Origin of the sequence: Psychrobacillus sp. PGGUH221 (assembly GCF_042055255.1) — a bacterium.
In the GTDB taxonomy this organism is placed as follows: Bacteria; Bacillota; Bacilli; order Bacillales_A; family Planococcaceae; genus Psychrobacillus.
Genome location: NZ_JAQMHQ010000051.1, coordinates 1 through 255, shown reverse-complemented (window position 1 = coordinate 255; position 255 = coordinate 1). Strand labels below are relative to the sequence as shown.

Annotated in this window: 1 pseudogene; it reads left to right on the top strand. The window is 38.4% G+C overall.

The features are described 5' to 3' along the window. Nucleotides 1–255 (top strand): annotated as a pseudogene (locus PGC35_RS22150) (SAM-dependent methyltransferase); the annotation flags it as partial.

The following is a 255-nucleotide window of genomic DNA, read 5'->3' as shown; positions in this document are numbered from 1 at the left end:
TCTTTGAGTTAGACATTGCAGAAGGGACATATGACATTGTTTATGATTCAGGTTGCTTGCACCATATTGCTCCTCATAGAAGAATGAGTTACATAGATTTAGTGAAAAAGGCTTTAAAACCAAATGGATTCTTTGCAATTACTTGTTTTGTTCAAGGTGGGGAGTTTGGCGGGGCTGATATTTCGGATTGGGAAGTTTATAGGTTGCGGAGCCTAAAAGGTGGATTAGGTTATACTGACGAAAAGTTAAGATCCA